The organism is Jannaschia sp. M317 (genome assembly GCF_025141175.1).
GTDB lineage: Bacteria > Pseudomonadota > Alphaproteobacteria > Rhodobacterales > Rhodobacteraceae > Jannaschia.
Genome location: NZ_CP081155.1, coordinates 2,679,024 through 2,704,337 on the forward strand (window position 1 = coordinate 2,679,024; position 25,314 = coordinate 2,704,337).

At 66.4% G+C, this 25,314-nt stretch carries 23 protein-coding genes; 16 read left to right on the forward strand and 7 right to left on the reverse strand.

The window, feature by feature from the left end:
- The first annotated feature begins 182 nt into the window (after positions 1-182).
- The 3 genes from K3551_RS13605 (at position 183) to K3551_RS13615 (ending at position 3,997) form a co-directional block, all read left to right on the forward strand.
- Positions 183-1,664, forward strand: a complete 1,482-nt coding sequence (locus K3551_RS13605) for a hypothetical protein (protein ID WP_259914234.1) — start codon at positions 183-185, stop codon at positions 1,662-1,664.
- On the forward strand, positions 1,661-2,581 hold the full coding sequence (locus K3551_RS13610) for a site-specific tyrosine recombinase XerD (protein ID WP_259914236.1): 921 nt from the start codon (positions 1,661-1,663) through the stop codon (positions 2,579-2,581). Before K3551_RS13605 ends, K3551_RS13610 begins: the two co-directional genes overlap by 4 nt.
- Before the next feature lie 102 nt (positions 2,582-2,683).
- Complete coding sequence (locus tag K3551_RS13615) at positions 2,684-3,997, forward strand: HlyC/CorC family transporter (protein ID WP_259914239.1); 1,314 nt, start codon at positions 2,684-2,686, stop codon at positions 3,995-3,997.
- Between the two features lie 5 nt (positions 3,998-4,002).
- On the opposite strand, the gene K3551_RS13620 is transcribed toward K3551_RS13615, so the two are convergent.
- From K3551_RS13620 to K3551_RS13630, 3 genes are read right to left on the reverse strand one after another with little or no spacing between them, the layout of a single operon-like run.
- Positions 4,003-5,100 carry a DUF2235 domain-containing protein gene (locus K3551_RS13620; RefSeq protein ID WP_259914241.1) on the reverse strand — a complete coding sequence of 366 codons (1,098 nt, stop codon included), beginning with the start codon at positions 5,098-5,100 and terminating at the stop codon, positions 4,003-4,005.
- The gene (locus K3551_RS13625; protein ID WP_259914243.1) at positions 5,087-7,387 is read right to left on the reverse strand and encodes a xanthine dehydrogenase family protein molybdopterin-binding subunit; all 2,301 of its coding nucleotides are present in this window, start codon (positions 7,385-7,387) and stop codon (positions 5,087-5,089) included. The genes K3551_RS13620 and K3551_RS13625 overlap by 14 nt, the downstream gene beginning before the upstream one ends.
- Before the next feature lie 37 nt (positions 7,388-7,424).
- Positions 7,425-8,048, reverse strand: a complete 624-nt coding sequence (locus K3551_RS13630) for a TetR/AcrR family transcriptional regulator (protein ID WP_259914252.1) — start codon at positions 8,046-8,048, stop codon at positions 7,425-7,427.
- 109 nt (positions 8,049-8,157) lie between these two features.
- Here K3551_RS13630 and K3551_RS13635 point away from each other — a divergent pair, with 109 nt between their 5' ends.
- From K3551_RS13635 to K3551_RS13650, 4 genes are all read left to right on the forward strand, one after another.
- Positions 8,158-8,586 carry an ABA4-like family protein gene (locus tag K3551_RS13635; protein ID WP_259914255.1) on the forward strand — a complete coding sequence of 143 codons (429 nt, stop codon included), beginning with the start codon at positions 8,158-8,160 and terminating at the stop codon, positions 8,584-8,586.
- Complete coding sequence (locus K3551_RS13640) at positions 8,583-9,341, forward strand: hypothetical protein (RefSeq protein WP_259914257.1); 759 nt, start codon at positions 8,583-8,585, stop codon at positions 9,339-9,341. The genes K3551_RS13635 and K3551_RS13640 overlap by 4 nt, the downstream gene beginning before the upstream one ends.
- 74 nt (positions 9,342-9,415) lie before the next feature.
- Positions 9,416-12,406 carry a valine--tRNA ligase gene (locus tag K3551_RS13645; RefSeq protein WP_259914265.1) on the forward strand — a complete coding sequence of 997 codons (2,991 nt, stop codon included), beginning with the start codon at positions 9,416-9,418 and terminating at the stop codon, positions 12,404-12,406.
- Between the two features lie 53 nt (positions 12,407-12,459).
- A complete protein-coding gene (locus K3551_RS13650; RefSeq protein ID WP_259914267.1) occupies positions 12,460-13,392 on the forward strand; it encodes a hypothetical protein in 933 nt (310 codons plus the stop codon).
- Between the two features lie 26 nt (positions 13,393-13,418).
- Here the strand turns inward: K3551_RS13650 and K3551_RS13655 are convergent, their stop codons facing one another.
- Positions 13,419-14,126 (reverse strand): metalloregulator ArsR/SmtB family transcription factor, encoded by a 708-nt coding sequence (locus K3551_RS13655; RefSeq protein ID WP_259914269.1) that lies wholly within the window; start codon positions 14,124-14,126, stop codon positions 13,419-13,421.
- A 180-nt stretch (positions 14,127-14,306) separates the two neighbouring features.
- Here K3551_RS13655 and K3551_RS13660 point away from each other — a divergent pair, with 180 nt between their 5' ends.
- From K3551_RS13660 to K3551_RS13700, 9 genes are all read left to right on the forward strand, one after another.
- On the forward strand, positions 14,307-14,942 hold the full coding sequence (locus tag K3551_RS13660; RefSeq protein ID WP_259914272.1) for an ATP-dependent Clp protease proteolytic subunit: 636 nt from the start codon (positions 14,307-14,309) through the stop codon (positions 14,940-14,942).
- A 192-nt stretch (positions 14,943-15,134) separates the two neighbouring features.
- The gene (clpX, locus tag K3551_RS13665) at positions 15,135-16,397 is read left to right on the forward strand and encodes an ATP-dependent Clp protease ATP-binding subunit ClpX (RefSeq protein WP_259914275.1); all 1,263 of its coding nucleotides are present in this window, start codon (positions 15,135-15,137) and stop codon (positions 16,395-16,397) included.
- A gap of 126 nt (positions 16,398-16,523) precedes the next feature.
- Positions 16,524-17,732 carry an FAD-binding domain-containing protein gene (locus K3551_RS13670; protein WP_259914277.1) on the forward strand — a complete coding sequence of 403 codons (1,209 nt, stop codon included), beginning with the start codon at positions 16,524-16,526 and terminating at the stop codon, positions 17,730-17,732.
- A gap of 77 nt (positions 17,733-17,809) precedes the next feature.
- Entirely contained in the window at positions 17,810-18,976 is a 1,167-nt protein-coding gene (locus K3551_RS13675; protein ID WP_259914280.1) for an SPOR domain-containing protein, read from the forward strand.
- A 48-nt stretch (positions 18,977-19,024) separates the two neighbouring features.
- Positions 19,025-20,188, forward strand: coding sequence for a D-alanyl-D-alanine carboxypeptidase family protein (locus K3551_RS13680; RefSeq protein ID WP_259914283.1), 1,164 nt, complete (start codon positions 19,025-19,027; stop codon positions 20,186-20,188).
- Positions 20,189-20,227: 39 nt separating this feature from the next.
- Positions 20,228-20,824, forward strand: coding sequence for a dTMP kinase (gene tmk / locus K3551_RS13685; RefSeq protein ID WP_259914285.1), 597 nt, complete (start codon positions 20,228-20,230; stop codon positions 20,822-20,824).
- Positions 20,821-21,891: a DNA polymerase III subunit delta' gene (locus tag K3551_RS13690; RefSeq protein WP_259914288.1), complete on the forward strand. Its 1,071-nt coding sequence runs from the start codon at positions 20,821-20,823 to the stop codon at positions 21,889-21,891. Before tmk ends, K3551_RS13690 begins: the two co-directional genes overlap by 4 nt.
- A gap of 45 nt (positions 21,892-21,936) precedes the next feature.
- Positions 21,937-22,722 (forward strand): TatD family hydrolase, encoded by a 786-nt coding sequence (locus K3551_RS13695; RefSeq protein ID WP_259914292.1) that lies wholly within the window; start codon positions 21,937-21,939, stop codon positions 22,720-22,722.
- Entirely contained in the window at positions 22,719-23,165 is a 447-nt protein-coding gene (locus K3551_RS13700) for a hypothetical protein (protein WP_259914295.1), read from the forward strand. Before K3551_RS13695 ends, K3551_RS13700 begins: the two co-directional genes overlap by 4 nt.
- A gap of 297 nt (positions 23,166-23,462) precedes the next feature.
- On the opposite strand, the gene K3551_RS13705 is transcribed toward K3551_RS13700, so the two are convergent.
- The 3 genes from K3551_RS13705 to ureG all read right to left on the reverse strand — a co-directional run bounded on the left by K3551_RS13705 (position 23,463) and on the right by ureG (position 25,310).
- Entirely contained in the window at positions 23,463-24,182 is a 720-nt protein-coding gene (locus tag K3551_RS13705; RefSeq protein ID WP_259914298.1) for a YafY family protein, read from the reverse strand.
- Positions 24,183-24,185: 3 nt separating this feature from the next.
- Positions 24,186-24,590 (reverse strand): VOC family protein, encoded by a 405-nt coding sequence (locus K3551_RS13710; RefSeq protein WP_259914299.1) that lies wholly within the window; start codon positions 24,588-24,590, stop codon positions 24,186-24,188.
- Between the two features lie 96 nt (positions 24,591-24,686).
- Positions 24,687-25,310, reverse strand: coding sequence for an urease accessory protein UreG (gene ureG / locus K3551_RS13715; protein WP_259914300.1), 624 nt, complete (start codon positions 25,308-25,310; stop codon positions 24,687-24,689).
- Positions 25,311-25,314: the final 4 nt, after the last annotated feature.

The window sequence follows — 25,314 nt, forward strand, 5'->3', positions numbered from 1 at the left end:
CGGCAACAACAACAGGCGGGCGGGTATGCTAAGAGCGCTGAAATATTTGATCATCCTTGCGGTGCTCTCCGTGATCGGGCTGTTCGGCTATTCTTACCTGCTGGAGCCGGAGGCCGGGCCCGTGTCGCAGACCATCGAGATCGATGCCGGTTAGGGGGCTTCGCCGCGCGCTGAGCCTTTCGTTGGCCTTGGCCGGGGGGGCCGCAGCACAGGACGCGCCACAATCCGCGATTCCCTGGCTCAGCGATTCGATTGCCGCGCGCCCGGCCCCAGCCGACGAAACGCCGGCACAGGCGCTGACGGATACGACGATCACCGTGATGCAACTGGGCCAGACCCGGCGCGATGCGGTGGGCCTGTTGCCGACCTCTCTGACCGGGCTGCCATCAAACGCGGTCGCAGGCAGCGACCCCAAGCGTCTGGCCGAGCTGTTCATGCGGCAACCGGTGGATGCGTTGCCCGCGATGCAGCGCCTGGTCCTGATGCTGCTTTTGGCCGAGTTGGAGCCGCCCCGCGCCGCCACGGACACCGACGCCCTGTTCTTTGCACGCATCGACACCCTGTTGCGGTTTGGCGCATTGGACCAGGCGCAGGCCCTTTTGGAACGCGCCGGAGCGACCGATCCCGGGGCGTTCCGACGTTGGTTTGACACATCGCTTCTGACGGGCTTTGACACGCGGGCCTGTGATGCGATGACAGCAAACCCGGGCATCGCGCCCACCCTGCCCGCGCGTATCTTTTGCCTGTCGCGGTCGGGTGATTGGGCGGCCGCCGCGCTGACGCTGGACACCGGCCGCGCCATCGGTGCCATCACCGAGGAGGAGGACCGCCTGGTCGCCCACTTCCTCGATCCCGAATTGTTCGAAGGAGAGCCACCGCCGATCCCGCCGCGCCCGATGACGCCGCTGGCCTTTCGCCTGCTGTCGGGCGTGGGCGAGGCGCCGGACACCCGTGGGCTGCCGTTGGCATTTGCCGTGGCCGACCTGCGCCCGACGACCGGATGGAAGGCCCAGATCGAGGCGGCAGAGCGTCTGACCCGCGTACAGGCCCTGGACCCAAATCGCCTGCTGTCACTTTATACCGAACGGCGCGCGGCGGCGTCCGGCGGGGTCTGGGACCGGGCGCGCGCGGTGCAACGGTTGGACACCGCCCTGCTGGGCGGCCAGCCCGAGGATATTTCCAACAGCCTGCCCGCCGCCGTGGCCCGCCTGCGCGAGGCCGATCTGCTGGTGACCTTTGCCGCGCTTTACGGCGCGCGGCTGGCGGCCACGCCCCTGTCGCCTGCGGCGCAGGCGCTGGCGCTGCGCGTGGGTTTGCTGTCGCCAGACTACGAAACCGTGGCACAGGCCGCCCGCGCGGCGGGCACACGAACACAGCCGCGCGACACCTTCGCCATCGCCGTGGCCCTGGGCGACGACGCTCCCCCGCCACCCGGTGCCCTGTCGCGTGCCATTGCCGACGGACTGTCCGGTCCCGCCCCCGAAACACTGCTGTCTCTCTCGCGCGAAGGGCGTCTGGGCGAGGCGCTGTTGCGCGTCGGTCTGCTGCTTGCGCCGGGGGCCGAGGCGGATCCCCAGGACATCGCCGAGGCGCTGGCCTTTCTGCGCGCCGTCGGCCTGCACGACACCGCCCGGCAGGTGGCGCTGCAACTGCTGCTGTCATGAACTGGCTCGACCGGTTCCTGGAGGCACAGGCCGCAGAACGCGGGGCGGCGCTGAACTCCCTGCTGGCCTATCGCCGCGACATAGAGGATTTCAACGCCCACCTCAGCGCCCGCAACAAGGACATCGAAGCCGCGAGCCGCGCCGATATCGAGGGTTATCTGATCGCTTGCGAAGCCGAGGGTCTGGCCGCCTCGACCCGTGCCCGACGGCTGGCTGCGATCCGGGGGCTGTATCGGTTTGCCCACGAAGAAGGCCTGCGCACCGATGATCCTGCGATCCGGATCTCTGGGCCGACCAAGCCCAAAAGCCTGCCCAAGACCCTGACCGAGGCGCAGGTGGACGCCCTGCTGGATGCCGCCGAAACCTATGGCAAATCCGAGATGGAGCAGCTGCGCGACACCTGCCTCGTTCAATTGCTCTATGCCACGGGTATGCGCGTCAGCGAATTGGTCGCCCTGCCGATCATGGCCGCGCGGGGTGATCCACGGATGATCCTGGTGCGCGGCAAGGGCGGCAAGGAACGCATGGTGCCCCTGTCCCCGCCCGCCCGCGATGCGCTGGCCCATTGGCTGACCTGGCGGGACGCAGAAGACGACCGCGCGCGCCTGGAAAAAGGGGCCGCCCCCTCGGCGCACCTGTTCCCGTCGCGCGGCAAGGCAGGACACCTGACCCGCATGTGGTTTCATGGCCGCATCAAGGACATCGCCGCCTACGCGGGCCTGGACCCGACCGGCGTCAGCCCCCACGTCCTGCGCCACGCCTTTGCGACGCATCTGTTGTCCGGCGGTGCGGATCTGCGCGCGATCCAGACCATGCTGGGCCACGCCGACATCTCGACCACCGAAATCTACACCCACGTGCTGGAGACGCGGTTGCAGGAACTGGTGCTGACCCACCACCCCCTGGCCAAGGAATGACGGGGGGCCGCCGCGTGCCCCTGAAATGCCGGTCCGGACGCATTGTGCGAAACCGCTTGCCAGCCGCTTGAACCACCTCGGTCCGCACCCCATAACCCTGACATGGAAACCACCGTCACAACGCTCAGCATGGGCGCCACCTGGGGCATCGCAGGCGCGATCCTGTTCCTTTTGGCCCTGTCCGCCTTTTTCTCCGGCTCCGAAACCGCGCTGACCGCCGCGTCGCGCGGCAAGCTGCGCAGCCAGGCCGACAAAGGCAGCGCCGGGGCCGTGCGCGCGCTTCAGGTGACCGAGGACAACGAGCGGCTGATCGGCTCCGTCCTGTTGGGCAACAATATCGTCAACATCCTCGCCGCGTCACTGGCCACGGCGCTGTTCACCTCTTTGTTCGGGCAACAGGGCGTGGCGGTGGCGACCCTGGTGATGACGGCTCTGGTCCTGATCTTTGCCGAGGTGCTGCCCAAGACCTACGCCATTTCCAACCCCGAGGCGGCCGCGTCCCGCGTGGCGCCGATCATCGCGCTGGTCGTGCGGATCTTCAGCCCCGTCGTCTCGGTGGTCCGCGCACTGGTCCGTGGCATCCTGCGCATCTTTGGCGTCAACATCGACGCGGACGCCGCAATCATGTCCGCGCATGAGGAAATCGTCGGGGCCATCACGCTTGGCCACACCGAAGGCGGCGTCCAGAAGGAGGATCGCGACCGGCTGCTGGGCGCGCTCGATCTGGGCGACCGCTTCGTGGAAGAGATCATGCTCCACCGGTCCAACATCGAAATGGTCGACGCCGCCGCCTCGCCCGAGGCGATCCTCGATCAATGCCTGGCCTCCCGCTATACACGCCTGCCGGTGTTCCGCGATGAGCCGGAAAACATCATCGGCATGATCCATTCCAAGGACATGCTGCGCACCATCGACCGTCTTGTCCGGGGCGATGGCGGCGGGGTCGAGGCGGTGGCCAAGTTCGACATCACCGACGTGATGATGGAACCCTATTTCGTGCCGGAAACGACGACGCTGGACGATCAGATGCGCCAGTTCCTGAAACGGCACACGCATTTCGCCTTGGTTGTGGATGAATATGGCGCGCTTCAGGGGTTGATCACGCTAGAGGACATTCTGGAGGAAATCGTGGGCGAAATCACCGATGAATTCGACCAGCCGGACGAGCCGATCCTGACCCCGGACGCCGATGGCAGCTATAGGATCGACGGCGCCATGACGATCCGCGACCTGAACCGTGCCACCGATTGGGGCCTGCCCGACGACGAGGCCAACACAGTCGCGGGCCTCGTCATCCACGAGGCGCAGTCGATCCCGACCCGTGGTCAGGTCTTCAGCTTCCATGGCTTCCGTTTCGAAGTGGCCGCCCGCGAAGCCAACCGTATCACCCAGCTGCGCATTCGCCCCCTGGGCTGATCGGATCAGGAAATCCGGCGCGCCGGGGCGGTCGTTCGGTTGGTTTCACCGGGATCGTCGGGCGCACGGCTCATCCATGTCCGCAAGCGGGCCGCCGCCTGGTGGCCGACGGCACTGGGGTGCAGGCTCTCTGACGGGTCGATGCCGACCTCGCGTCGCTTGCGGGCCAGAAACAGCGGGCCAAAGCCGCGCCAATTGCCCGCCGAGGGCGCGGTTGCATCCGCCGGGAACCGGTCCCGCCAATCCGGCGGCAGGTCCAGTCCGACCGATTGCAGGCGCGACAACATCCAGTGCAACGGCACATTCGCCAGGGGTCGCGCCGCGCCGAAGCCCATCAGTTGCCCGCCCAGATCCCCGTGAGAGCCGCGAAACCAGACCTGTTCCACCGTGCGCGTCCGCTCTCCGCGCGTGCGCCAGCGTTCCAGGGCAAAGGCCCGGCGCGTCTCATCCAGAGCCATGGCATGAAACCCGTACTGCACGCGGGGCCCCAACCGATGAGACCGAAACCGGTGCACCTCCGGGAACAGCCGCCACAGCACGGGCCAGCGGATGCCCACGGCCTGCACGGTGTCGAACACCCCGATCGCGCGGATCTGCGCCTTGGGGTGACAATAGCGGGAATGAAACGACCGCGCCTCGGCGCTGGTCGGATCGGCACGATAGTGGTCATAAGCTTCCTGGACACGGGCGTCGGTCAGCTCTTCGTTGCGCAACAGGCCGACGCGGTCGATCATCCCGGCCAGCGCGCGCACCCCGTAGGCACCGCGCGAATAGCCCAGCAGAAACACCTTGTCGCCGGGCGTATAGCGATGGGCGAGAAAGAAATAGGCGCGCCGGATTTGTCGGTTGATACCGACCCCGGCCATGACCTCATCCGCCCGTTTCAAGCCGCGCCATTCGATGCCCGGCTCGTAATACAGACAATCGTGGCCCTCATCGCGCAGCATCTTCCAGATCAGCCCGATCGAGGTTTCGCGCCCCTCGTCCAGCGTCGACATCGTCCCGTCAAGCAGGACGATATGCGTATCGGCCTGGGCAACGGGGCGTTCCCGTGGCCCCGCGCGCCCCGTAAGCCGCCGCCAGAGTGCGCTATTCCGCAGCAACGGCAACCTCGGCCTGTTGCAGCATCGCCCAAACCCGCGACGGCGTGAATGGCATGTCCACCTGGCGCAGGCCCAGCGGCCACAGCGCGTCCAGCGCCGCATTCGCGACCGCGGCCATGGCCCCGACGGTCCCCGCCTCGCCGCAGCCCTTCATGCCCATGGCGTTGCGGGTCGACGGCACCGGTTCAGAATGAAACTCGATCATGGGCAAACCCTGCGCCCGTGGCATCCCATAGTCCATGAACGAGGCCGTGAGCAGCTGGCCGTCTTCGTCGTAGACCACATGTTCCGACACCGCCTGACCGATGCCCTGGACGACACCGCCATGGACCTGCCCCTCGGCCATCATGGGGTTCATCAAGTTGCCGAAATCATCGACGACCGTGTATTTCACCACCTCCAGCAGCCCCGTCTCGCGGTCGATCTCCACCTCGCACAGATGCGCGCCGTTGGGATAGGACCGCCCCGGCAGCTTGGTCGTGGCCTTCACCTGCAACAGGTCATCGCGCCCAGCCGCCCGCGCGGCGTCGGCGGCCTCCAACAACGTCATCACGCGGTTGGATCCCGTGGCGCGGAACTGGCCGTCTTCGAAATCGACGGACTCGACCTCCAACCGGTCGGCAACAAAGGGCGCGAACCCGGCGATCACCTTCTCGGCCACCGCCTTGTTGGCCGTGCCCTGGGTCGTCACAGACCGCGACCCGCCGGTGCCGCCGCCCTTGGCAATCCGGTCGCTGTCGCCCTGCACGATGTCCACCGCCTCGGGCGGCAGGCCCAGATCGGTCGCCAGAAACTGCCGGTAGACCGTCTCGTGCCCCTGCCCGTTCGACTGCGTGCCCACCAGCAGCGTGACCCGGCCATCGCCGGCGAACACGATCTCTGCGCTTTCCTCGGGGGCCCCCAGAATGCTCTCGATATAGTAGCACAGGCCCAGCCCGCGCAGCTTGCCCCGTGCCGCACTGTTCGCCTGGCGCGCGCCGAACCCGGCGACATCCGCCTCGGCAACGGCCCGGTCCAGCACGCGCGCGAAATCGCCCACGTCATAGCTTTCGCCGACAGCCGTCAGATAGGGGAACTGCTCCGGCTTGATGAAGTTGCGGCGGCGCAGCTCGAACCGGTCGACGCCCAGCTCCTTGGCGGCGTAGTCCATCGCCCGTTCCAGGATGAAAATCGCCTCGGGCCGCCCGGCCCCACGATAGGCATCGACCTGGGTTGTGTTGGTGAAAATGCCCGTCGACGACATGTAGACGTCCTGAACATCGTAGACACCAGGCAACACCTTGGCAAACAGCTCCGACTGGATATTCTGAGCGTACCCAGACAGATAGCCGCCCATGTTAGCCACATTGGTCGACCGATAGGCAACCAGCCGATTGCCCGCGTCAAAGCCCAGTTCCGCCTTTTGCCAAAGATCGCGCCCCGCATTGTCCGACAGCATGGATTCGGACCGGTCGCCCATCCAACGCACCGCGCAGCCCAGTTTGCGCGCGGCATGAGCCACCAGGAAGGTTTCGGGATAGGCCATGCCCTTCATGCCGAAACCGCCACCCACATCCGGGTTGGTGACCCGGATCTGATCCTTGTTCAGTCCCAACACCCGCGCCGCCTGATCCTTGGTACCCCAGACGCCTTGCCCGTTGAAGCAGATGTGCAGGCGGTCGCCTTCTATCGGTTCCGCGTAACAGCCCCGCGGCTCCATCGAGGCGCAGATGATCCGGTTGTCGGCGGCTTCCAACGTGACGACACGGTGCGCGGCCTTGAGGGCGGCATCGACGCGGGCCGCATCCCCCTTGTCCCAGACGTAGGCGACGTTGTCGTCTGCCTCTGCGTGGATCACGGGGCCGCCCGGCGCCACATCCACCTTGACCGGCAGATCGTCGAAATCGACCATGATCGCCTCGGCAGCATCGCGCGCCTGGGCCAGCGTGTCCGCCACGACCATGGCCAGACCTTCGCCCACGAACCGCACCCGCCCGTTTGCCAACAGCGGTCTGCGCGGCGTCTTGCCCCGCGTGCCGTCCTGCGATTTTGCCGGCGTCGAAGTGATGTGGTTGTCGACGCCGTCCGCCTCGATGCTGGCCGAGGTCAGGATCGCCCGCACCCCATCCATGTCCAGCGCATCGGCGACATCCAGCTCCGTCACGACCGCATGGGCCACCGGCGCGCGCAGGACATAGGCATGCAGCGCGCCGTCGGGTGCAATGTCGTCCACGTAAGCGCCGCGTCCGGTCAGGAAACGGTCATCCTCGCTGCGCAGGTTGGATTGGCTCAAACCGAATTTCCGCATCAGGGGCTCCGCAGGCAAAGGACGTGTTTTTCGGACCTTAGCGGGTGTGCGGGGGTTGTCCAGCGTCTGCCGGAAAGGCCCGCGTCAGCAGCGACTTCACAAAGGCCTCCTTCTCGGGCGGGTCCATGTTCTGCGCCAGGTGAATCCGACCAGAGGCGAGCAGGTCGGCGATCCCATGCACCATGCCCCAGATCGCAAAGGTATCGGCAAGGTGACGCACGTCGTCCTGAAGCGGCAGGCCCGTCATTTCGGACACGTCCTCGGCCAGGGCAAAGAACGCCCGGTCCGCGACCTGCGACAGATCGGTGTCGTCATCCATCGGCTTGACCGACGCAAAGCACAGCCGAAACAGGGCCGTATGGTCCTGCGCAAAGGCGCAATAGGCCAGACCGTAGGCCATCAATCGGTCCCGTGCGGTCATATCCCCATCGGTCAAGCGCATCGCGCGCATGTCCAGCAGCCGCGTGAACCCGCGCGCCGCCAGCGCCGTCAACAGCCCGCGCACATCGCCGAAATGATGCGCCGGGGCCGCGTGGCTGACGCCCGCACGGCGCGCCACCTTGCGCAGGCTGAATCCCTCCAGCCCGGTTTCCTCCAGCTCCGCTTCGCCCGCCGTCAGCAGGGCCTGGCGCAGATCGCCGTGATGATAGGTCTTGGTCATGGCCTTCTGTAGCTGCCAATCCTGACAGCGTCAAAATCTTTTCTTGACACTGTCAGGATGACTCGACTACCCCCCAATCTTGTCACCGTCAACATACTCCGGAGCCCCCATGACCCCGACCCTCATGTTCGACCTCACCGGTCCCCTTGCGTTGTCCGGCTGGGTGCTGCTGGCGGCCACGCCCCTGGCCCCGCGCATCGCGCTGCCCCTGGGCGGCGTGGCGATCCCGCTTTTGCTGTCGGTGGCCTATGCCGTCTCGGCGGCGCTATGGCTGCCCGGCGCGCCGGGCGGGTTCGACAGCCTCGCAAACGTCATGACGCTGTTCACCCAGCCCGGCCCGACCATGACCGGCTGGGTCCACTACCTGGCCTTTGATCTGCTGGTCGGGGCCTGGCAGGTCCGCGATGCCCGCGCCCGCGGCGTGCCCCATCTGGCGGTGGTTCCCTGCCTGTTCCTGACCCTGATGCTCGGCCCTGTCGGCCTGCTCTCCTACCTCGCCCTGCGCACCCTCTGGACACGAAAGGTCGTCTTCGCATGACAACGCTCACCCTGCCCGCCCGCAACCGCTTGTTGTCGGACGCTCCGCTGCTGACACGAACCGCCGCTATCCTGCTGCTGCTCTCGCTGGTTCTGACCCTCGCGCTGTTGATGGATCCCCGCACCTTCGAGGCAGAGCCGCTCTGGCTGAAACCGCTGAAGTTCTCGACCGCCCTGGCGCTCTACTGCCTGACGCTCGCCTGGGCGGCCCGCTTTCTGCCGACTGCCCTGCGCCAGGCGCGTTGGTTCAACATCTACACCGCCGTGGTCGTTGCCTGCATCGCGGCCGAACAGATCTGGGTCACCGGGGCCGCCGCTGCCGGACTGCGGTCGCATTACAACGATGCGCAGCCGCTGCTGATCGCCGTGTATCCGATGATGGGGATCGCCGCCGTGATCCTGACCTCTGCCACGGCTGTCTGGGGTTGGCACATCCGTCGACACGCCTGGACCGAGATAGAGCGCGCCGTCGCCTGGTCCTTCCTCGCCACCTGTGCCCTGACGGTGCCGATTGCCATGACCTTGTCGAATGCACCCGCGCCGGGCGTGGGCCTGCCCCCCTTCGGCTGGACGTTGCAGCCGGGCGACCTGCGCCCCGCGCATTTCCTGGCGACCCACGCGATGCAGGCGGTGCCCCTCGCCGCGCTTGCCCTCGCGCAGTTGATCCGCCTGCCGTACGGAACCGGGGCCACCTTGACGGCGGGCTGGTCCGCGCTGACGCTGGCGGCGGCGGCCTACGGCCTCGGCTGGCTCTGATCGAAGCGGCGCTCCGGGGTTCCCCTCCGGCGCGCCGCGCGCTAACTCCGGGCGCAAGCGACGGAGTGCATGAGATGGCGATGGAAAAGACCTTCAACGCGGCCGAGGCCGAGGACCGGATCAGCCGTGCCTGGATCGAAGGCGGATACTTCAAGGCCGGGGCCAACGCGTCCCGCCCCGAGACGTTCTCCGTCGTGATCCCCCCGCCCAACGTGACCGGATCGCTGCACATGGGGCATGCATTCAACAACACGCTTCAGGACATTCTGGTCCGCTGGCACCGGATGCGCGGCTTTGACACGCTCTGGCAGCCGGGCACCGACCACGCGGGCATTGCCACGCAGATGGTGACCGAACGTGAGATGGCCACCAATGGAGAGCCGACTCGCGCAGAAATGGGCCGCGAAAAATTCCTCGACCGCGTGTGGCAGCAAAAGACGAAATCGCGCGGCACCATCATCGGTCAGCTGCAACGCCTTGGCGCATCCTGCGATTGGGACCGGGAGGCGTTTACGATGGGCGGTGCCCCCGGCGACTCCGATCCCACCGAACAGAATTTCCACGACGCCGTCATCAAGGTCTTTGTCGAGATGTACGACAAGGGCCTGATTTACCGTGGCAAACGCCTGGTGAACTGGGATCCCCACTTCGAGACCGCGATATCGGATCTGGAGGTGGAGAACATCGAGACGGCGGGCCACATGTGGCACTTTCGCTATCCGCTGGCGAATGGCGCGACCTACGACTACGTCGAAAAGGACGAGGACGGGAACGTCCTCTTCACCGAGACGCGCGACTATATTTCCATCGCCACCACCCGGCCCGAGACGATGCTGGGCGACGGGGCCGTGGCCGTGCACCCCACCGATGAACGCTACGCGCCGATCGTCGGTCAGCTCTGCGAAATTCCCGTCGGACCCAAGGATAGCCGCCGCCTGATCCCCATCATCACCGACGAATACCCGGACCCAACCTTCGGTTCCGGCGCGGTGAAGATCACCGGTGCCCATGATTTCAACGACTACGAAGTCGCCAAGCGCGGCGGCATCCCGATGTACCGTCTGCTGGACACCAAGGGCGCGATGCGTGCCGACGGGGTCCCCTATGCCAAGGCGGCTGCCGTCGCGATGGCCGTGGCCCAGGGCACCCGCACCCTGACCGAGGCGGAGTGCGACGCGCTCAACCTCGTCCCCGATCACCTGAGGGGCCTGGACCGGTTCGAGGCGCGCAAAGCCGTCATCGAGGAAATCACCTCCGAAGGTCTGGCCGTCATGGTCCCCGCAACCGATCCACGCCTCGGCAAAGGGGCAGCCTCCGCCAAGAAGGACCCCACCGGAGAGCCGCCGGCCGATGCCTCGGAAGGCGGCGACATGCGCACCGATGCCGACGCGCTGGTTCCCCTGGTCGAACCGAAGCCGATCATGCAGCCGTTCGGCGACCGGTCGAAAGTCGTCATCGAACCGATGCTGACCGACCAATGGTTCGTCGACACCGCCCAGATCGTCGGCCCCGCGCTGGACGTGGTGCGCGACGGCACCATCCAGATCGTGCCGGAGTCGGATCGCAAGGTGTATTTCCACTGGCTGGAAAACATCGAGCCCTGGTGCATATCACGCCAGTTGTGGTGGGGTCATCAGATCCCGGTTTGGTTCGACGCAGAGGGCAATCAGTATTGCGCCATGACCGAAGCCGAGGCGCAAGCCAAGGCCGGCAGTGGCGTCGCCCTTACCCGCGATCCCGACGTGCTCGACACCTGGTTCTCCTCCGGCCTCTGGCCGTTGGGCACCCTCGGCTGGCCCGAGGACACCGATGAACTTGCAAAGTACTTCCCGACCTCCACGTTGATCACCGGGACCGACATCCTGTTCTTCTGGGTCGCCCGGATGGTGATGATGCAGCTGGCCGTGCTGGCCGACTCGAAACCGGTTGTAGAGCGTATTCCTTTCGAAAAGGTTTACCTCCACGGGCTCGTGCGCGACGCCAAGGGCAAGAAGATGTCCAAGAGCGTCGGCAACGTCGTCGACCCCCTCGACATCATCGACGAATACGGGGCCGACGCGCTGCGGTTCACGAACGCGGCCATGGCGTCGCTGGGGGGCGCGCTCAAGCTCGATACCCAGCGGATCGCGGGCTATCGGAATTTCAGCACGAAACTCTGGAACGCCGTGCGCTTTGCCGAGATGTACGAGGTCCCCTTTGCGCGTCCGACCGGGATCACCCGTCCGTCCGACGTGGATCATACCGTCAATCGCTGGATCATCGGCGAGACGGCGCGCGTCCGCGAAGAGGTCGATGCGTCACTCGCTGCTTACCGGTTCGACGACGCGGCGAGCGCGCTTTACAAGTTCGTCTGGAACGTCGTCTGCGACTGGTACGTCGAGCTGTCGAAACCGATCCTGCAGGGCGAAGCTTCTGATATCAAATCGGAAACTCAGGCGACGATGGGCTGGGTCCTGACCCAGTGCATGACCCTTCTGCACCCCTTCATGCCGTTCATCACCGAAGAGCTGTGGTCCGTCACCGGCCATGACGGCATGTTGGTCCATGGTGCTTGGCCCGAGGGCCTGACCTCCGAACATGTTGATTCGACTGCGGAAACTGAAATCCGCTGGGTCATCGGGTTCATCGAGTCCATCCGGTCCGCCCGCGCACAAATGAACGTGCCGGCCTCGGCTCATATCCCCGTCGTCGCGGTGGATTGGTCGAAGAACGCAGCGCAAGCCTTTGACAACAATAAAGACATGATCTCCGCTCTCGCCCGAATCGAGGGCTTGACGGAGGGGGCCGCGCCCAAGGGGGCGATTGCCGTGACCACCGGGGGCGGGCGCTTTGCCTTGCCGCTGGACGGGGTCATCGACACCGCCGCCGAACGCGCCCGACTGGAAAAGTCTCTTGCGAAACTTGGAAAAGAGATCAAAGGCTTGCAGGGTCGGGTCAAGAACCCCAAGTTCGCAGAAAGCGCCCCGCCAGAGGTTGTGGAGGAAGCCCGCGCCAACCTGGCGGCCCGCGAAGGCGAAGCAGCGGTGCTAGAGGCGGCCCTGGCCAGCCTTGCCGAGCTCGGGTGACGTTCAACATCCTGATAATAGGTCAGAAAGGCCGCCTCCAACATGAGGCGGCCTTGTTCGGGGCAACCCTTCGCCACACATCGCCCAACTGGTCCGGCCGCCTGATTGTCGCCGAACCCCAACCCGGCCCCCGCTGGCCCGAAGATCCCCGCATCCCCGACGGCCCGCAAAGGGACCTGCTGCAAAGCCTGGGCGCAGAGATCCTGCCGTTTGAAAACAAGCACTTCGGCACCGTTTATCCGCAGGGCAACAAGATCGAGGGCCTGTCCGCATTGCCGGACGGGCCCTTTGTCTTCTTCGATACGGACACCGTGATCACAGGGGACGTGACGCAGCTGACCATCGATTTCGACCGCCCCGCCGCCAGCATGAAGCGGGAGGCGACCTGGCCCAACGTCGAACTTTATGGACCTGATTACAATGCGATATGGGGCGCTCTTCATGCAAGGCGCGGCGGCAGGTTAGAGGATACGCTCGACACCGCATGGCCGGATCTGCATTGGCGGCGCTACCTATATTTCAACGCCGGCTGGTTTTTCGGCCCCGATCCACGCACCTTCCAGAAGGCCTTTCTTGAAGCCGCCTTGATGATCCGCAACGATCCGCCGCCAGAGATCGTGACGCAGGTTCTGGACCCCTGGCTGGACCAGGCGGCGCTGCCGCTGGCGATCCATGAATTGGGCGGGGGACGCCCCGGGGCCAAGGGCGGAATCGACGACGGGATTTTTGACGGAAGCCACAGTTTTCACTATCGTTTCATGCCGCTTCTCTTTGCGACGGCCCCTGATCACGTGCTTGATGGCGTGACCGCCGCGACGGCGCCAAATCCAGTCAAACGCGTCCTGAAGGAATATGAGCCGTTCAAGCGGTTTCTCTATCAGGGCAAGGGCGCGCGGGCGCGGGCACTGTTTGATCGCGACAACCTGCCCAGCAAGGAACAGGCAATCCGCAATCGCCTGCGCCGAGAGAACCTGTGGGAGCGGTGAACGTCGTCCCTCAACCCCCTGAAATATCAGAAATTCGACAGGCTGGACGCCGCCGCCGCCGCGAAGCGTTCCATCAGCACCAAGTCCCACATGCGCGCCGTTTCCTCGGTCTCGGCGTCATGGATCAGGGTCAGCCGGGTCCCGTCTGGCAAAGGTTCCATCCGGACAGTCACGGTCGACCCCCCAGGCGTGCCAAGCGCCCAGTCGAACACGATCCGCTCACCCACGGCAGCCTCGCGCACGGTGGCCCAGACGGCCTCTGATCCGTCAAACAAGATCTCGCGCAGCGATCCGCCCGGTTCGGCCGATAACACAACGGCTTGCGGCAAGGCTCCTTCGGAGCTGGCCGAGACGGAAACGACGGCGACCGGCCACCAGATCGCCAGATCCTCGCAGAACAGCTGCCAACATTCGGTGGGGGTCAGGCGCACCGCAAGGCTGCGCATCAGCCCATCGATGACCATGGCCTCTGGCCGGGCAGACAGATCCCCCAGCCAATCGACCAAGGCCGCAGCCCCGCCGGGGGCCAGCGCATAAAGGTTGCGACGCCCGGCGGATGTCATGGTGACCAGACCGGCCTCGGCCAGCACCTTCAGGTGCTGCGACACGGCGGGACGCGATACCGGCAAGGGGTCGGCAATCGTTCCGACGGCCAACGGCCCGCCCCGCATCCGATCAAGGATCGCGCGACGCGTGGGATCGGCCAGCGCAGTTAGGATCGCCTCGTAGCTCATGCAGGCAGCCTATTCACGCCGGGCGCGACCCGGTCAACCGCAAGGGGCGCGCAAGCGGCGAACTGGCAGGGATATGTCCCAAGATGTCCGCATCCGCTTGAAGCCCCCGCACGCACCCCATAGGTTCGCCCCCACGGCCCGTCGCGACAGGCGCGGCGCGGGCATATGAGGGCAGAGCAGATGCACGATCCAGTCGACCATTTCCAGAACAACCTCGTCCCGATGGTGGTCGAACAGACCAGCCGCGGCGAACGCGCCTACGACATCTTTTCGCGCCTCCTGAAGGAGCGGATCATCTTTGTGAACGGCCCGGTGCACGACGGCATGAGCCAGTTGATCGTAGCCCAGTTGCTGCACCTGGAGGCGGAGAATCCGTCCAAGGAAATCTCAATGTATATCAACAGCCCCGGCGGTGTCGTGACCGCAGGCCTGTCGATCTACGACACGATGCAATATATCCGCCCGGCCGTGTCCACGCTGGTCGTGGGTCAGGCCGCGTCGATGGGGTCGGTCCTGTCGGCTGCGGGGGCCAAAGGCATGCGGTTCAGCCTGCCCAACAGCCGCATCATGGTGCACCAGCCGTCGGGCGGCTACCAGGGCCAGGCCACCGACATCATGATCCACGCCCGCGAGACGGAAAAGGTGCGCAAGCAGCTTTATGACATCTACGTCAAGCACACCGGCCAACCCTACGAAGAGGTGGAGCGCGCGCTGGAGCGTGACAACTTCATGTCGCCGCAGGAGGCCAAGGATTGGGGTCACATCGACGAAATCGTCGAAAGCCGCGCCGAAGCGTCCGAGGACACCTCGTCGTAAGCGACCGCAAATCAGGGCGGCGCGCCGGTATGACGCGCTGCCCACACCGCCAGAACAACAGACCTTTTTGCCATTGTGGCCCACAGGCGAAGTTCCTAGGGTGGCGAAAAACCGACGGAAACACACGCGCGCGACTGATCGGGTCGGCGCGGGCAGCCCAGCCAGAGGGCAGCCAACGAGGAGGCTTCGACCATGGCCAACAACACGTCCGGTGACGGCAAAAACACCCTTTACTGCAGCTTTTGCGGCAAATCGCAGCACGAAGTTCGCAAGCTGATTGCCGGTCCGACGGTCTTCATCTGCGACGAATGCGTCGAGCTGTGCATGGACATCATTCGCGAGGAAACGAAGGCCGCGGGCCTCAAGACCTCCGAAGGGACGCCCACGCCCCGTGAGATTTGCGAAGTTCTGGACGATTACGTCATCGGCCAGGAACACGCCAAACGGGTGCTGTCGGTTGCGGTCCACAACCACTACAAACGGCTGGACCACGCGGGCAAATCCGACATCGAGCTGGCCAAATCCAACATCATGCTGATCGGCCCCACCGGTTGCGGCAAGACCCTGCTGGCCCAGACGCTGGCGCGGATCCTGGACGTGCCGTTCACCATGGCCGATGCAACCACGCTAACCGAAGCAGGTTACGTGGGCGAGGATGTCGAGAACATCATCCTCAAGCTGCTGCAGGCCAGCGAATACAACGTCGAACGCGCGCAGCGCGGCATCGTCTACATCGACGAGGTCGACAAGATCACGCGCAAGTCCGACAACCCGTCGATCACGCGGGACGTGTCTGGCGAAGGCGTGCAGCAGGCGCTGCTCAAGATCATGGAAGGCACCGTCGCCTCGGTGCCGCCCCAGGGGGGACGCAAGCATCCGCAGCAGGAATTCCTGCAGGTCGACACCACCAACATCCTGTTCGTTTGCGGCGGGGCCTTTGCCGGTCTCGACAAGATCATCGCACAGCGCGGCAAGGGATCGTCGATGGGCTTTGGTGCCGAGGTGCGCGCCCCTGACGAGAAATCGGTGGGTGAGTTCTTCAAGGAGTTGGAGCCCGAGGATCTGCTGAAATTCGGCCTGATCCCGGAATTCGTCGGCCGCCTGCCGGTGATTGCGACGCTGACCGATCTGGACAAGGACGCGCTGGTCATCATCCTGACCCAGCCCAAGAACGCATTGGTCAAGCAATACCAGCGCCTGTTCGAGTTGGAAGGCGTGACCCTCACCTTTACCGACGACGCCCTGCAGGCCATCGCGCAGCGCGCGATCGAGCGGAAGACGGGGGCCCGTGGCCTGCGCTCCATCATGGAGGATATCCTGCTGGACACGATGTTCGAACTGCCCGGAATGGACACCGTCGAAGAGGTCGTGGTCAACGAAGAGGCCGTCCGCCGAGAGGTGAAACCGCTGCTGATCCATTCGGAAGAGAAGGCCGAGCCCGCCTCTGCCGGCTGACACCAGCCTAGGCGTCACGCCTCTGACGGCCCTCGCGATTGCGGGGGTCGTTTTCGTTTGCAGCCCGGGGGTCAGGTGGAACAGCCTGCGTGTGACGTCGCCGCTTGCGGCGCTATCTCCCACTTCATGATTGAGTTTCCGCCGTCCCGATCCGCCGCCTGCGCCCGTCTGACCGCCTTTGTCCCCCGCGCCGGTCGCGCCTATGCCGAAGGACGCAACGCCGAGGTGCCGGGCCATTCCGCCGTCTCGACCCTGTCGCCCTATCTGCGCCATCGCGCCCTGACCGAGGCCGAAGTGGCCATGGCCGTCAACGACCAGCACGGCCCCCACGCCGCGTCGTTCCTGTCCGAGATACTCTGGCGCAGCTATTTCAAGGGCTGGCTGGAACGGCGGCCCGGCATATGGTCCGCCTATCAACAGGGCCTGCACGCCGCGCGCAATCGGATCGCAACAGAGGCCGGCCTGCGCATCACCTGGCAGGAGGCCTGCGAGGGTCGCACCGGCATCGCGCCCTTTGACCACTGGGCGGCAGAGCTGCGCAGCACCGGCTACCTGCACAATCACGCGCGGATGTGGTTCGCCTCGATCTGGATGCACAGCCTCCGCCTCCCGTGGGAGTTGGGGGCGGATTTCTTTCTGCGGCACCTTCTGGACGGCGATCCCGCTTCCAACACCTTGTCTTGGCGATGGGTTGGCGGGCTGCACACGCGGGGCAAGACCTATCTGGCGCGGCCTGACAACATCGCGCGCCATACCGGCGGGCGGTGGAACGCGGAGGATCTGACCGCGCAACTGGCACGCACGGCCGCCCCGCTGGACGGGCCGCCCCACCCGGCACCGGGACCGGTTCCCCGTGATGGGTCCTGGGACCCAAGCCTGCGCACCGGTCTTTTGCTGACCGAAGACGATCTGCATCCCGATTTCTTTTTTGCCAGGGGGCTGATCCCCGCCGCCGGTGCGGTTCTCATCGCGCCAGAGGGGCGGTCGCCACTGACCGTGGCAGACCCCGTGCAGCGTTTCACACGGACCCTTGCAATGGATGCCGCGACCCGCCTGGCCGAGCATTGCCCAACCGCGCCCGTCACAGACGACGTGAACACCATCCTGGACTGGACCCGCGCAGAGCGTCTGCAGCAGCTTGTCGTACCCTACGCGCCGACGGGGCCCGCCGCGACGAAGCTGGTCACGCTTGCCGCAGGCCTCGACATCCCGATGGTCCGCCCGCTGCGCGCCTGGGACGCCGCTGTCTGGCCCCATGCCACCGCCGGGTTTTTCAAGGTCAAGGCGCGGATGCAGACGATTCTGGAAGCAGCGCCACAGGATCTGGCCCGCTGAGCCGCGCAGGCTTCACAGGTTGCCGCATCTGCGCTACAGTCCCGGCAAGGCAGGGCCGACCAACGGACCGCCATGGCATGAGCAGAGCACGGGGCCAGACAGTGCAGCAGGCAATGAACGGGACCGGTGCGTCCAAAACCACCATTCGATTTCTGACGACCGCCGCGGCCATCGCGGCCCTGTCCGCGTGTCAGCCCGGTGCGGGCGGGGGCGGCAGTGACGCCACGCGTGCGGCATCGGTGGGCAACAGCGTCCAGCTGATCGAACGGGACGTCGAAGCACCCGAGGTCTTCAAAGCCAACGAAAGCGCGCTTTGGGATGGACGGCCGTCCTTGGGCGGTGTCTGGGTCGCCGCCCCGGGCGTCAAGGACCCTGAGCGGATCATCATCCGCAACGAGGCGAATGGGAAATTCGTCATCGGTGCCCTGTTCAAGCGAGAGCGGTCGAACCCCGGCCCCGCCCTGCAGCTCAGCTCTGATGCGGCCACCGCTCTTGGTATCATCGCGGGCAAGCCCACCGTGATCGATGTCGTGGCCCTGCGCCGCGAAGAGGTTCCGGACCCGGCCGCGGCCCCCGTGACCTCCGCGCCCGAGGCCGTGGCCGACGCGCCCGAGGCCATCGCCGAAGAAGAGATCGTCCGCACCGCTGATCTGCCACGGGCCCAGGCCGCCGCGCCCGCCCCTCAGGCCGAACGGCCCGACGCGATCGCCGCCGCCGTTGCGGCTGTCGATGGGCTCGAGACCGGCGGCGAGACGGCGGGTGCGGCCAGCGAAACCGTTGCCGCCGCCGCCCCCGAAACCCAGACGCAACCGCGCGGCAACTGGTTCCAGCGCACCTTTGGGCGCAAGCAGGCCGAGGCCCCGGCCCCCCTGCCCGCCTCTGCGCCCGCAGCCGATGCAGCCCCCTTGGCCAGCAGCGCCGCCGCCCCCGCGATCGCGGCCACCTCGCTCGATGCGCCCGCACAGACGGCTGCCGCACCACGCGCCACACCGCCCCGCAACACGGGCGGGCTGGAACGGGCCTATGTCCAGATCGGCATCTTCTCGGTCGAACAGAACGCCCGCAACACCGCCACCGCGCTGTCGCAAGCCGGTGTCCTGCCGACGGTTCTGGAACAGGAAAGCCGGGGCCGCAAATTCTGGCGCGTCATCGTTGGCCCCGCCACCACCGCCAGCGATCGGGCGGCGGTAATCCGCAAGGCCAAGGGGCTCGGCTTCACCGATGCCTATGCAGTGCGGGGATAGGCCCTATATAGCGCCCTGACCGACCTTAACCCCCGGAGAAGCTGCCACATGCTCCGCACTGCTATCGCTGCCCTTCTGCTCGGTGCTGCGCCCCTTTGGGCGCAGGATTTCCAGACCCGCGCCGGATCCGCCATCGTTGTGGACCACAACACCGGGCAGGTCCTGATGGAGAAGAACGCGAACGTGCCCTTGCCGCCCGCGTCGATGTCCAAGTTGATGACGCTGAACATGACCTTCGAGGCGCTCCAAAGCGGGCGCCTGTCGCTTGATACGGAATTGCCCGTGTCCCAGGCTGCGGCGGCTTACGGCGGCTCGACCATGTTTCTGGACAGCCGCGACCGGGTCACGGTGGAAGATCTGGTCCGGGGCGTCGTCGTCCTGTCGGGCAATGACGCGACCGCCGTCCTGGCCGAAGCGCTGAGCCCCGACGGCACGGAGGATGGCTTCGCCGCGTTGATGACCGACCGGGCGCGCGACCTGGGCATGATGCATTCGGTTTTCCGCAATTCCAACGGGTGGCCGGAACCCGGGCACGTCATGTCGATGAAGGACCTGTCGATCCTGGCCGAGCGGCTGATCACGGAGTTCCCCGAATACTACGCCTATTTCGCCGAGCGGGAGTTTCCGTTCGACGGCCGCTCCCCTTCCAACCGGTTCAATCGCAATCCTCTTTTGCGGTTGGGCATCGGGGCCGACGGGTTGAAAACCGGGCACACCCAGGAGGCGGGCTATGGTCTTGTGGGCTCGGCGGTTCAGGGCAACCGGCGCGTGACCTTTGTCATTTCAGGCCTGGAAAGCGAACAGGCCCGCGCCGAGGAAAGCGAACGTATCGTCAACTGGGCCTTCCGCCAATTCGCCGAAGAGCGTTTGCTGGACACCCCGCAAGAGGCCGTGATGCAGGCGCAGGTCTTCATGGGCGACGTCGACACCGTGCCGCTGGTGCCCGAGGCGGGCGTGACTGTCCTGCTTCCGGTGACGGGACGCGAACCGCTCAAGGGTGAGATCGCCTATGACGGCCCGCTTGAGGCACCGATTGCGGCGGGCACGCGCCTGGGTCTGCTGACGCTGACCCATCCGGGCATGCCGTCGGTAGAGGTGCCGCTGGTCGCGGGCACCGACGTGGCCCGTGCGGGTCCCTGGCGGCGCATCCAGATTGCCGGTGCCGTGGTCGCGGAACGGGTGCTCGGCTCGGCACTGGAACGCGTCCAGTAGGCGCTTGCCTTGCGCGGCGGGCCTGATAAGCCCGAGGCCATGTTCATTTCCTTCGAAGGCATCGACGGCTGCGGCAAATCCACCCAATCGCGCCTGTTGGCGGATTGGCTGACCGGTCAAGGCCGCACCGTTTTGCACAACCGCGAACCCGGCGGCAGCGCGGGCGCCGAAGCGATCCGCAGCCTGCTGGTCGAGGGCGATCCGGATCGCTGGTCCCCGGTGACGGAACTGCTGCTGTATAACGCCGCGCGGCGCGACAATCTGGAACGGCGCCTGATCCCGGCCCTGACCCAGGGCGACTGGGTGGTCAGCGACCGCTGGACCGACAGCACCCGCGTGTACCAGGCCACGCGCGGCGGCGACCGGGCCACTGTCGACGCATTGCAGAAACTGGTGATCGGGCGCGAACCCGACCTGACCTTTGTGGTCGACATGGACCCCAGGGTTGCCTTGTCGCGCGGTTTGGCGCGCGGCCATGAGGAAGACCGGTTCGAGCAGTTGGGCCTGGAATTTCAGCAAACGATCCGCGCAGGCTATCTGTCGCTGGCACAGGACTTCCCCGACCGCATCCACGTGATTGACGGCAATGACACCCCCGAAGCGGTGGCCGCGCGCATCCGCGCCGCGCTGCCGTGACCGAGGCCGACGCCCTGCCAGAGGCGGACCGCGCAGGCGACGCGCCGCATCCCCGGGACACCCCGGTCCTGTTTGGTCAGGCCGCGGCAGAGGCGTCGTTTCTGGATGCCTGGACCACCGGACGGATGCACCACGGCTGGCTGTTGACCGGGCCGCGCGGGGTCGGCAAGGCGACGCTGGCCTGGCGCATCGCGCGCTTTCTGTTGACCGACCCGCCCGCCGATGCCGACAGCCTGGACCCCACGCCCGGCCATGCCACCCTGCCCCAGATCGCCGCGCTGTCGGCACCTGGTCTGATGCTGCTGCGGCGGCCCTGGGATCAAAAGGCCAAGCGGCTGGCCACGCAGATCACCGTCGACGAGGTGCGCCGCCTTGGCCCCTTTTTCGGGATGAGCGCGGGCGGGCGACGCGTGGTCATCGTCGATGCCGCCGACGACCTGAACCCCTCGGCCGCGAACGCGATCCTGAAACTGTTGGAGGAACCGCCCGCCCGGTCCACCCTGCTGTTGATCGCGCATCAACCGGCGCGGCTGCTGCCGACGATCCGGTCACGGTGCCGGGTTCTGCGGCTTGCCCCCCTGGCCGGATCCGATCTGTCTGCCGCCGTCGAGCAGGCAGGCGGTGTGCCGGACCCCGCGCAGCTGGCGCTGGCCGAAGGGTCGGTGGGCGCGGCGTTGTCATTGGCCGACGGCGGCGCGCGGATCTATGGCGATCTGATCGACCTCTTGTCGCGGACCCCCATGGACCGGGCCCGCGCGCGCCGCTTGGCGGATGCCTGCGCCGGCAAGGCCGGGGCAGAGAGATTGCAGCAGACATTGGACGCGTTGGACCGGCTGCTGCACCGGGCCGCGCGCGCCGGTCTGCTGGGCCCGCCCGAGGACGCGCCCGAGGCCGAGGCAAAAGTGCTCGCGCGTCTGGCCCCCCACGACCAGGCCGCCCGCGCCTGGGCGCAACTGGCACAGGATGTGGGCGACCGCGCGGGGCATGCGCGGGCCGTGAACGTCGATCCGGCCTCGATCGTCTGGGACGCCTTGTCGCGCATCGACGCGCAGGCCCGACGCGTCTGATCGCCGCCCCTTGCGCCTGCGACCGCTGCGCCCTAGCTGCGGGCCATGGAACCGATGATAACCGACAGCCACTGCCACCTGGATTTCCCTCAGTTCGAGGGGGGATTGCCCGATCTTCTGTCCCGCGCCGCCGATCTGGGCGTGCACCGGATGGTGACGATCTGCACCAAGCTGCGCACCGCCCCTGCCGTGCGCGCCCTGGCCGAGGCCCATGCCCCTGTCTTCTGGGCCGCCGGAACTCACCCGATGTCCGCCGCCGAAGAACCGCTTGCCTCGGTCGAGGATCTGGTCACCCTGGCCCAGCACCCCAAGATGGTCGGCATCGGCGAGACAGGGCTGGATTACCACTACACCGCCGACAGCAAGCCCGTGCAGCAGGAAAGCCTGCGCATCCACATCGAGGCCTGCCGCCAAACCGGCCTGCCATTGATCATCCACAGCCGTGACGCCGACACCGACATGGCCCGCATCCTGACCGAGGAACATCGCGCGGGGGCCTATACCTGCGTCATGCATTGCTTCAGCTCTGGTCCGGCCCTGGCCGAGGCCGCTTTGGACCTTGGGTTCTATTTGTCGATGTCGGGCATCGCGGCCTTTCCCCGGTCACAAGAGGTGCGCGACATCTTTGCGCGCGCCCCGCTCGACCGGATCCTGGTCGAGACCGACAGCCCCTATCTTGCCCCCCCGCCTCATCGCGGCAAACGCAATGAGCCCGCCTTCGTCAGCCACACGGCCCGCAAGGGTGCGGAGGTGTTCGGCCTGGATTACGCCGCGTTCGCCGCCGCGACCGAGGCCAACTTCGAGCGGCTGTTCACCAAGGCCGTGGCATGACCGTCTCCAAGGCCTTGACCGCCGAAGTCCGCCACGAGATCGAGCATCTGCACGCCTTCTTTCAGGATTGGTACAGCGGCCATTCCGCCGTCTCTGATCTGGGTCCGCGCTTTCTGGATCGGATGGATCCGGCGCTGACCTTCATCGGGCCCGACGGCCGCCAGCAGACGCGGGACGATCTGCACCGGGCGTTCGACCGGGCGCATGGTGCCCAGGCCCACCTGCGGATTGCCGTGCGCAACCTGCGGCTGCTGCGCACCGAGGCGGAGATGTTCTTTGCTACCTACGAGGAATGGCAGCACCGTGGCCCGAATGCCCCCGACGGCCGCACGGCCCGCATCGCGACCGTCATCATGACACGCGGCCTGCCGTTCCGTTGGCTGCACGTGCACGAAACCTGGTTGCCCGACGCGGTACGCGACGCCGGGTCCTTCGACTTCTAGTGACAATGCAGCGGTTGCGATCCCGCGTGGCAGCACTGCCCCGGAGGCGAAGACTTGCGACATCCGCCGCTGTGGCCCGTCTCCTGGGCCAGGGCGGTCGTCAGGGACTGCGCGGGCATTGCCGCAACGCCGAAGGACGAGGCGAGCAACGCGAGCATGGCCGCAAGGATTTTCATGGGACCGCCTTTCAAGGCATTTCAGTCGTTCGTTAACGATGTGTTAACGCGCAATCGTGTCAGCATTGAAGGCCAGATTTCGGAAACATCGCGGGGCGCCGCGTCGATCCTGTAGCAACGCCTACCGCTGGCGCAGGCCGTCGGGCGGCAGGCTGCGGCCCTCTCGGCGCTCCATTTCGGCGATACAGGTTTTCAGGCTCCGCTCCGGGTGGCGGACAAAGGGTTCCTCAAGCGGCTCGGCCTCGGCCATGCGGTCGACGCGGAACATACGGAAATCCGCGCGCAGCTCGCACCAGCCCAGCAACGTCCAGGTGCGCCCCCAGAACATCAACGCGAGCGGATGCACCCGCCGGTCGGTCACACGTCCAGCGGCATCCATATAGCCCAGACGCACCACGCGCCCTGCCTGCGCCTGAGCGTCCAGCATGTCGAGGCGGGCGCGTTCCTCCTGAGACATGCCCACCCTTGGCGCGGCGAGCCGGTTCAACGCCAGGTCAAGGTCGTCCGGTTTGGGCAGAACGGCCTCGATCTTGGACAACGCATCGCGGGCGGCGTCGGCCATGTCGGTCCCGCCCCAGCCCGACACCATCCGCGCCCCAAGCGCCAGCGCCGCCACCTCTCGCTGGGTGAACATCAGGGGTGGCAGGTCAAAGCCGTCGCGCATCATATAACCGACCCCGGCCGCGCCTTCGATCGGCACGCCCGAGGCCATCAGATCGGCCACGTCGCGATAGACGGTGCGCTCAGACACCTCCATCGCCTCGGCCAGCCGCGCCGCCGTCCACAACCGCCCACCGCGCAGGACCTGCACGAGACGGAACAGACGATCGGCGCGGCGCAAGGCTCAGACCTCGAACAGACCGACGGAATTGCCGTCCGGGTCGATAATATAGGCAAACCGTCCGACCGGGATCTGGACCGGTTCGCCCAACACCTTGCCGCCGGCCTGCCAGACGCGGTCCATCGCCGCCTCCAGCGGCGCGGGCACGGTCAGGTGCACGGTGGGGCCGGTCCCGTCCGCGGCGGGCTTGCCGGGATAGATATGGCCGCCCACGCCGGGGCCCTGAGCGTAGCGAAACAGCGACACCCGGTCCGGGCCCATCTGCGTTTCAGTCATGTCCTGGCCCAGCACGGCGCCATAGAATGCGCGGCCCTTGTCCAGGTCCCGCACCGGGATTTCCACCCAGATGGCGGCGTGGTCGGATCCGGTCCCGGCAACGGGGGCGGCGTCAAGTGTCGGTGTGGTCATGGTGTCATCCTTCAATGTGTCTGCCCCGTCATCGGGGCACACCGAGGATGTCGCACAGCCCTCCTGACAGCGTTCTGTCAGGAGGGTGTCAGGGGATCAAACTTTTTCGGCCAAGCCGCCTTCGCGGCGGATGAAGGCCTCGATCTCTGCGACGCCCTGCCCCTGGCGCAGGGACGCCATGACAAAGGGCCGCCCGGCGCGCGCCACCTCCAAATCGGACCGCGCCAGGTCCAGATCCACGCCGACATGGGGGGCCAGATCGTTCTTGTTCAGGATCAGCAGGTCGGACCGCGTCACCCCGGGGCCGCGTTTGCGCGGAATGTCCTGTCCCGCGGCTGTGTCGATCAGGTAAAGCGTCAGATCCGCCAATTCGGGCGAGAACGTCGCGGCCAGGTTGTCGCCCCCGCTTTCGATCAGGATGACGTCCAGGTCGGGGTGCACCTTGCGCAGATCAGCGATGGCGGCCAGGTTGATCGACGCATCTTCGCGGATGGCGGTATGCGGACAGCCGCCCGTCTCGACCCCCCGGATACGGTCTGCGGGCAAGGCCTGTGCGCGCAGCAGGAACTCCGCGTCCTCGCGGGTGTAGATATCGTTGGTGATGACCGCGACCGACAGATCGCGCGACAGCGCGCGCGACAGCGCCTCGGTCAGGGTGGTCTTGCCGGCGCCCACCGGGCCACCGATGCCCACGCGCAGCGGGCCGTTCTGGGATGGCATGGAA